A 7,400-nucleotide genomic window follows, 5' to 3' on the forward strand; every position below is an offset into this window, starting at 1 on the left:
CGATAATACTATCGCTGAACAGAAAAACTTTTCAGGCGTAGTGAGTTGGTAACTACAAAAACCGAGCTCAGTGCCATGGCAAGGCCGGCCAGTAGGGGGTTGAGCCAGCCCAGCGCGGCCACGGGAATGAGTACGACATTATAGGCGAAGGCCCAGAACAGGTTGCCCTTAATAATTGCCAGCGTGCGGCGCGAGAGCCGAATAGCATCAGCGGCGCAACGCAGATCGCCATTCATGAGGGTGATATCGGAGGCTTCGATGGCTACATCGGTACCCGCGCCCATGGCGAGGCCGAGGTCGGCTTGGGCCAGTGCGGCGGCGTCGTTAATGCCATCGCCCACCATCGCCACGGTGTGCCCGGCGGACTGCAACTCCTTGATGTGGTTTACCTTGTCTTCCGGTAGTACCTCGGCGTTGACGTGTTCGATCCCCACCTCGGCAGCCACGGCGCGGGCGGCCCCGGCGTTGTCGCCGGTCAGCAGGTAAGGGGTAAGCCCCAGCTCCTTCATTTGGGCCACAGCGGCCGCCGAGCTCGGCTTGATAGTATCGCGGACCTCAATGATTCCGGCGGGTTGGCCGTCCACGGAGACAACCACCGGCGTGGCACCAGAATCTTGTGCCTCGCGGAACGGTGCTTCTAAGTCACCCAAGGGGCCTTGCGGCTTGCCGACGCCCACCCGGACCCCCTCCACAGTTCCTTCCACGCCACCCGGAACTACTGCGAAGTCGGTAGCCGGCTTAACGTCGCGCTCTTTGGCTATGGCGCGAGCGATGGGATGCTCGGAGTTGTGTTCCACGGCTGCGGCTAAGTCGAGGACGTCGCCGTGTACGGCGGTAACGGACATCTCTCCGGCCGTGACCGTGCCGGTCTTATCCATGACGATGGTATCGATTTGCCGCGTAGATTCCAGGATCTCCGGGCCTTTAATGACAAGCCCTAGCTGCGCGCCGCGGCCGGTGCCGACGAGGATCGCTGTGGGCGTCGCCAAGCCCATAGCGCAGGGGCAGGCCACAATGAGGACGGAGACCGCGGCGATAAAGGCCGGGGCCACCCCGCCGAAGAGGAGATGGGCGAGGAGTGTTAGCACTGCTACGGCGATGACCGCGGGGACGAAGACTTGCGCAATGCGGTCCACGAGGCGCTGTACTGGTGCCTTGGACGTTTGTGCATCCGTGACCAGCTGGGCCATTTGGGCCAGTACCGTGTCCTCGCCCACCTTGGTCGCTCGAACTTCAAGCTTGCCGGAGGCATTAATGGTCGCGCCGGTCACTGCATCGCCGGAGCCGACCTCAACGGGCACGGGCTCGCCGGTAATCATGGAGGCGTCGACCGCCGAATTGCCGGCAACAACGATGCCATCGGTGGCAATCTTTTCGCCCGGGCGTACTACGAAGACATCGCCTACTTGCAACTGGGCAATTGGAATGCGCTGCTCGCCTCCCTCGCGCAGCACCGAAGCTTCCTTAGCTCCTAGGGAGAGTAGCTCCCGCAGGGCCTCAGAGGACTGGCCTTTGGCCCGTGCCTCGAACCACCGACCGAGTAGGAGGAAGGTAATGACCATGCCCACGGACTCGAAATATATGTGATCCATCTGCGCCGCGTTCGCGTCTAGCGTCATGTGCATTTTCATGCCCGGTTCGCCCGCGTTGCCGAAAAATAGCGCCCACAGCGACCAAAAGTAGGCCGCTGAGGTTCCCATGGTGATAAGCGTGTCCATGGTAAAAGAACCGTGCTTGAGGTTCGTCCACGTAGCAGTGTGGAAAGGCGCGCCGCCGAAGACGAAAACGATGGTGGCCACGATGGCACAGGCCCACTGCCAATTGGGAAATTGCAACGCCGGCCACATCGATACCACCATGAGCGGTAGCGATAGAGCACCGGAGATAACGGTGCGGCGCAGCAATCCCCCGTCACTGTTCTTCTCGGCTTGGGGCTCCTCCGTCTTTGCCGCTGCCATATCGAAGGCGCCGTAACCCGCACCCTCTACCACCGAAATGAGCTCCTGTGGACTTACCGTCTGGGAGTCGTACTCGATGGCCGCCGCTTCGGTAGCGAAGTTGACGCTGGCGTTTACTCCGTCGAGCTTGTTTAGCTTGCGCTCGACGCGGGAGGAGCAGGAGGTGCACGTCATGCCCGTGACGCCAAGGTCCAGGTGGGACATAGTCTCGCCTACTTCAGTGTGTAGCCGGCTTCTGCTACGGCGGCCGCTACTTGCTCGTCGGTGAAATCGGTTCCGGTAACCGTAACGGCGCCGGTGGTGTGGTCAGCAGTGACTTCACTAACGCCGGAAATCTCGCCGACTTCTTCCTTTACTGACATTTCGCAATGTCCGCAGGTCATGCCCTCTACGGTGTAGTTCTTGGTGCTCATAATGATCCTTTCTTAGAGTTGGTTTCTGGGCTCATTCTATACCCCCTAGGGGTATATGACAAGGATATTTCATGTACGTTGGGGAATAAAGCAATCCGCAAAGGAGTTAGAACGATCATGGCTACTATCGATGTCACCGAAGAAAACTTTGAAGAAACCGTCACCGGCGAGGGCATCACGCTTGTAGATGCGTGGGCCGATTGGTGCGGCCCTTGCAAGCGCTTTGCGCCGGTTTTTGAAAAGGCCTCCGAAGAGCACACGGATGCCACCTTTGCCAAGCTCGACACTGAAGCGAATCAGGGCTTGGCATCCGCGCTGGAGATTCAGTCCATTCCTACGTTGATGATCTTCCGCGATGGCATCCTTGTCTTCCGTGAAGCTGGAGCTCTGCCTCCCGCGGCCTTGGAGGACCTGTTGAAGCAGGTGAAGGACCTCGACATGGAAGAGGTTCGCCGCCAAGTAGAAGAGCAGAATGCGCAGGGTTAAACCCACCAACTTCCTCGGCGCTTTCTGGTGAGTATCGCTAAACTCGCTAGAAAGCGTCTTTTTTATGACCAAAGGAGAAGATAATGGCTAATCCCTTCAGCAAGGGCTGGAAGTACATGATGAGTTCCTTCGATCAGAAGATTGATGAGAACGCTGACCCCAAGGTGCAGATCCAGCAGGCCGTCCAGGCTGCGAAGGAGCAGCACCAGCAGATTTCTGATCACGCTGCAGAAATCATCGGTCATAAGTCCCAGCTGGAGATGCAGATGAACCGCCTGGTTAAGTCTCAGCAGGATTACCAGTCTCAAACCCAGCGTGCGTTGGAGCTGGCGGACTCTGCAGAGGACCCGCAAAAGGCCTCCGAGTACAATCAGGCTGCCGAAGTTGTTGCTTCCCAGCTGGTTGCAGTGGAGCAGGAGCTGGAAGACGTTAAGCAGCAGTACGCAGCCGCAGAGCAGGCTGCCGCGCAGGCCAAGAGCCAGCAGCAGCAGTCTGAAGCGCGCTTGAAGGAACAACTAGCGCAGGTTAGCCAGCTGGAGGCTCAGGCGGACCAGGCGGCTATGCAAGAAAAGAACGCCCAGGCTATTGATTCCATGAATCAGCTCAACCCGGACGATTCCGTACCTACTCTTGATTCCGTGCGTGCCAAGATTGAAAAGCGCTACGCCGATGCCCTTGGCGCCCAAGAATTGCAGCACGCCACCGGCGGCGATCGCATTAATGAGATCCAAGCCGCCGGCAATGACATGAAGGCGACTGCGCGCCTCGATGCCATCCGGGCGGATCTTAAAAAGAAGAAAGAGCTCGAATCCGGGGATTAATTCTGCCGGCGAACGTTAATCAGAACCCCACGAATACCTGAGTGGAATCCATCGCGCAGGTTCACGCGCTGGGTTTCGGTCAGGGTGTATTCGTGCAGGGTTTCGCAGGCAAACTGCAACAGCGGGCGGTCGATCTCCGGGGGAAGCCCGCCGCCTGAAAGTAGGTGTGCCTGATCGCGCTGCTCGGTGCTAGCAGCGTTATCGAACCACCACGAGGCGTATTGCTGGCCCACATCAAAGGGGGATTGGAACCCAGCCGAGCTCCATACTTCCTCCGGCAGCGGCACATACTTGGAGCGCAGCTTGCGGCGCGGTGCCATCATGGATGGCTTGGGTGCCGGCTTCTCCGCGGGAGAGTCCTCCTCGGCGGGGGAATCCTCTGCAGCATCCACCTTGGGCGGAGCCGGCTTGGGCGTCGGGGCCGGGGTGGGTTTTTCTGTGGCGCCGAAGGCTGCCTCCACCTCTGAGGGCTCGCCGCATTCATCCGGTTCGGGCATTTCCTCGCCATCTTTATGCGCATTTTCGCGCACCACTGGAGGAAGCGGGCCTTCTAGGACCTGCAATTCCATAGCGTCTGCGAAGTCCTCGCGAGGGTCCAAGATGGTGGTGGAATCGCAGGCATGGCGCAGTGCGGAGGACATGGAGTCCCAGCCAAACCCATAAAGATGGACACGGATGCCGTTATCCACGGCCGCTTGAGCGCCGGGAATCATGTCCGCATCGCCACTGACGAGCACAAAGTCAGTGAATTGGCCCTTCATGGCGGCGATGACCATGTCTGCCACGAGGCGGGTATCTACGGCCTTTTGGGTGCGGCGCTCGCCCCATTCGATGAGCTGACCGGTGCGCAGTTGCACGCCTTCGCAGGTGCGCAAGGCACGCTGGTAGCGGTGCGGGCCGGTGTCGGGAATGCCGTCATACCAGTATTGGCGTTGGATGGGGGTCCCAAGTTGGTTCTCGATCATCCCGCCCATAGTGCTGACCACCTCGGGCAGATCAATCTCTAGTTGTGCGCGGGCACCCGTTTCCCACGAGTTATAAAAGCTAGCGAGCAAGTATGAGGTATCGACAAAGACGAGTGTGCGTTCAAGCATGGCTCCTAAGTTCCGTTCTAATTGTTCTAAATAAAAATCTTTGTGGTTTCCAGTGTGCCCCATTAGTCACAAAACGTCGATAACCTTGGACAAAATCCCAGCGCAGCGGCGGCAAAAAAGTTTTCTCTTTGGAAGTATTGCAGGGGTGGGGTGTTGCCGATATGGTTGGTTACACAAGTAACTAACCAACGAACCGAGGGTCAATGGATAATTCCACGCAACCACTCTTCCGCCAGATTGCTTCCTTGGTGGAGGACGCCATCGTGGACGGAACCTTGGGTGAGGGGGATAGGGCCCCTTCCACTAATGAGCTTGCTGATTTTCACAACATCAACCCGGCCACGGCCCGCAAGGGCATCAGCCTCCTGGTGGATATCGGGGTGCTGGATAAGCGCCGTGGCATCGGCATGTTTGTCGCAGACGGTGCCTTAGCGAAAATTCGCGAGCGGCGGAGAGCGGACTTTGCGGCGGAATACATGGCACCGCTGGTTGATGAAGCCGTTCGCCTTGGCTACAACCGCGCCCAACTCCATGACCTATTTGATCGCGTCGCAGAAAGTCGAGGAATGTACTCATGATTAAGACACGAGACTTCAGTTTTGCCGACGGCCTCACACACGGCTTAGTTGGCCCCAACGGCATTGGCAAAACCACGCTACTGCGCAAAATCGCTGGCCAAATCCAATCTGGCGGTATTACGGTCTTCGGGGAAGAGCCCTTTGACAAGCAATCGGTCCTTAACCGGGTTATTTTGATGGGGATTGATAACCCACTGCCGGATTCCTTGGGCATCGGAAAGCTGGGCGTCATTGGTAAGGCGCGCTGGCCGCGTTGGGATGAGGAGCGCTTCAATGAGCTGCTGGTTCGCTTTGACGTGCCGGCCAAGGCCTACTCTGCCCTGTCCCGCGGGCAAAAGTCTGCGGTGGGCTTCATCTTCGCCGTTGCTTCTGGCTGTGAAGTCATGCTTCTTGATGAGCCCTATCTCGGCCTCGACACACAGCGCCGCGAGCTTTTCTATCAGGTCCTTCGTGAGGAACACGGCCGTACCATCGTCATCTCCACCCATCACCTCAATGAGGTAGCGGGTCTTCTCGATACCGTCGCTTTGATGGGGGACAGCCCAATTTCAGGCCCCATTGATGACTTCATCGAGGGAATTCTTGAGCTCACGGGCCCATCGGAGGCTCTCAACGCAGCGGTCGAAGAGCTCGATCTCCCAGTGCTGAGTAGAGAAACCACGCTTGTAGGAGATCGCCTGCTTGCCGACGCCCGCTCTGCCGCCACCGAGCCTATCTTCCGCACGGCCCAGGCCCATGGCCTGCGGATCAATGAAGTTTCCTTGGAACGTGCGGTTATGGCATTGGAGGAGAAAGCATGAAACTCCTGTGGTACCTAGGCGATTGGTGGAGCTGGACCTTTTTCCTTTTCGCTTTGCTCCTCATGCCCGTCATGGCGCAGGGAACGTGGAACGTGCTCCCGGTGATCTTTTCCTTGTCACTAATACTTTCCCTGACACCAGACTTTAAGAAGTATCAGTTGGTGGGCCTAGGCTCGAAAATCTGGAATGAGCATCGCCGCATTCTCGTTGTCCTGTGTACATTAGCGTCAGCTATCGGTGCCCTCACCGTGCAGTTGTGGTGGGCATTGCCCATTTATGCCGTCGCAGCGGCGTGGGCCATGTACCGCAGGGCTACTCCTAAACGGGTCGGGTACACCACGACCGGTTCCCAACCCTCAAACGGATTTGGATGGTTCCCTCGTACCTTGGCCGGGCAAGCAATCTATCGCCCCCAGGTCAAGGCGTGGGGCGCAGCGTGTTTGGCTCCTGCGATCGGTCTTGCTCTCTACAGGTATGAGGATCAAATCCCAGTCCTAGGCTTCCTAGGAAGTTTATGCTGGGCACTGACAGCGGTAGCGCTCGCTGCGGCTTTGCACAGCTTGCGGGTATCCCTTCGTGGATACACGGTGCTTGGTGGTAGCCGTACCGTCTGGGCCCGCCACACTGCAGTGCTCGGACTGATCCCTGTCGTCGTCGCCTTAACCTTCAGCGCAGTACTAGGGAAAGACGGTGAACTCGTTGCGGCCGTCGCGCTGCCTAGCGCCACCTGCGCCCCAGTAGTGGCCAGTCTGGAATTTCTGGGAAAGAAGAATTGGTACCTATTCGCCTTCTATGCGGTCCTCATCGCCGGGATGGCCCTACTGTGTACTCAGGTGGCGGTTCCCGCGGTTGTCCAGCTTTTCTTGGCGGTGGCCTTCTATGCGGCCTGGGCATTGACGTTCCCCGCCTACATTCGCCGAGCGAACGCGCACCGAGGGGGAATGAGCGCTTGGATGGGCATAAATTAAACCGCTCAAAAGAAGGGTTGGCCTGGGGATTTGTGTTTGTTTAAGTCGCTGTGTAACTTAATACGAGTCAGCGCGACCGACAGCGCCCCACAGGAACTAGAAAGTTACTGGCTGAAGCGGCGATAGGAAAACAGGCCCTGACAAAACAAAATTCTTTTTGCTCACAACGAGCTACATGCCAAAGTGTGTGTGGTTGTTGTGTGGTGATGATGTTTGAGAACTCAATAGTGTGCCAATGTACTTTTTATTTTTTGTGTGCATGGTTGTGTGTTGATTGGTTTG

8 protein-coding genes are annotated in these 7,400 nt (G+C 57.8%); 5 read left to right on the forward strand and 3 right to left on the reverse strand.

Going from position 1 to position 7,400, the window contains the following annotated elements:
• Positions 1-8 precede the first annotated feature (8 nt).
• Both QP971_RS08775 and QP971_RS08780 read right to left on the reverse strand, forming a co-directional pair.
• Positions 9-2,162, reverse strand: a complete 2,154-nt coding sequence (locus tag QP971_RS08775) for a heavy metal translocating P-type ATPase (RefSeq protein ID WP_284811357.1) — start codon at positions 2,160-2,162, stop codon at positions 9-11.
• Positions 2,163-2,170: 8 nt separating this feature from the next.
• Positions 2,171-2,371, reverse strand: a complete 201-nt coding sequence (locus QP971_RS08780) for a heavy-metal-associated domain-containing protein (protein WP_005325954.1) — start codon at positions 2,369-2,371, stop codon at positions 2,171-2,173.
• Between QP971_RS08780 and trxA the strand changes: the two genes are divergently transcribed.
• On the forward strand, positions 2,327-2,857 hold the full coding sequence (gene trxA, locus QP971_RS08785) for a thioredoxin (protein WP_349010346.1): 531 nt from the start codon (positions 2,327-2,329) through the stop codon (positions 2,855-2,857). The two genes, QP971_RS08780 and trxA, sit on opposite strands and share 45 nt — an antisense overlap.
• Before the next feature lie 83 nt (positions 2,858-2,940).
• Positions 2,941-3,678, forward strand: coding sequence for a PspA/IM30 family protein (locus QP971_RS08790; protein WP_005325958.1), 738 nt, complete (start codon positions 2,941-2,943; stop codon positions 3,676-3,678).
• Here the strand turns inward: QP971_RS08790 and QP971_RS08795 are convergent.
• Positions 3,675-4,772, reverse strand: coding sequence for an NYN domain-containing protein (locus QP971_RS08795; RefSeq protein ID WP_269953947.1), 1,098 nt, complete (start codon positions 4,770-4,772; stop codon positions 3,675-3,677). The genes QP971_RS08790 and QP971_RS08795 overlap by 4 nt on opposite strands.
• A gap of 203 nt (positions 4,773-4,975) precedes the next feature.
• Here QP971_RS08795 and QP971_RS08800 point away from each other — a divergent pair, with 203 nt between their 5' ends.
• The 3 genes from QP971_RS08800 to QP971_RS08810 are packed head-to-tail and all read left to right on the forward strand — an operon-like array spanning position 4,976 to position 7,118.
• Positions 4,976-5,350, forward strand: a complete 375-nt coding sequence (locus QP971_RS08800; RefSeq protein ID WP_239279027.1) for a GntR family transcriptional regulator — start codon at positions 4,976-4,978, stop codon at positions 5,348-5,350.
• On the forward strand, positions 5,347-6,150 hold the full coding sequence (locus QP971_RS08805; protein WP_284811355.1) for an AAA family ATPase: 804 nt from the start codon (positions 5,347-5,349) through the stop codon (positions 6,148-6,150). The genes QP971_RS08800 and QP971_RS08805 overlap by 4 nt, the downstream gene beginning before the upstream one ends.
• Positions 6,147-7,118 carry a beta-carotene 15,15'-monooxygenase gene (locus QP971_RS08810; protein ID WP_284811353.1) on the forward strand — a complete coding sequence of 324 codons (972 nt, stop codon included), beginning with the start codon at positions 6,147-6,149 and terminating at the stop codon, positions 7,116-7,118. The genes QP971_RS08805 and QP971_RS08810 overlap by 4 nt, the downstream gene beginning before the upstream one ends.
• Positions 7,119-7,400: the final 282 nt, after the last annotated feature.

This window comes from Corynebacterium marquesiae (assembly GCF_030229635.1).
Lineage (GTDB): Bacteria > Actinomycetota > Actinomycetes > Mycobacteriales > Mycobacteriaceae > Corynebacterium > Corynebacterium marquesiae.

What these genes read in the sequence shown, in the direction of transcription:
- QP971_RS08790 (WP_005325958.1), top strand. Translation starts at nt 2,941, where the DNA reads ATGGCTAATCCCTTCAGCAAGGGCTGGAAGTACATGATGAGTTCCTTC.
- QP971_RS08775 (WP_284811357.1), bottom strand. Translation starts at nt 2,162, where the DNA reads ATGTCCCACCTGGACCTTGGCGTCACGGGCATGACGTGCACCTCCTGC.
- trxA (WP_349010346.1), top strand. Translation starts at nt 2,327, where the DNA reads ATGTCCGCAGGTCATGCCCTCTACGGTGTAGTTCTTGGTGCTCATAAT.
- QP971_RS08795 (WP_269953947.1), bottom strand. Translation starts at nt 4,772, where the DNA reads ATGCTTGAACGCACACTCGTCTTTGTCGATACCTCATACTTGCTCGCT.
- QP971_RS08810 (WP_284811353.1), top strand. Translation starts at nt 6,147, where the DNA reads ATGAAACTCCTGTGGTACCTAGGCGATTGGTGGAGCTGGACCTTTTTC.
- QP971_RS08805 (WP_284811355.1), top strand. Translation starts at nt 5,347, where the DNA reads ATGATTAAGACACGAGACTTCAGTTTTGCCGACGGCCTCACACACGGC.
- QP971_RS08780 (WP_005325954.1), bottom strand. Translation starts at nt 2,371, where the DNA reads ATGAGCACCAAGAACTACACCGTAGAGGGCATGACCTGCGGACATTGC.
- QP971_RS08800 (WP_239279027.1), top strand. Translation starts at nt 4,976, where the DNA reads ATGGATAATTCCACGCAACCACTCTTCCGCCAGATTGCTTCCTTGGTG.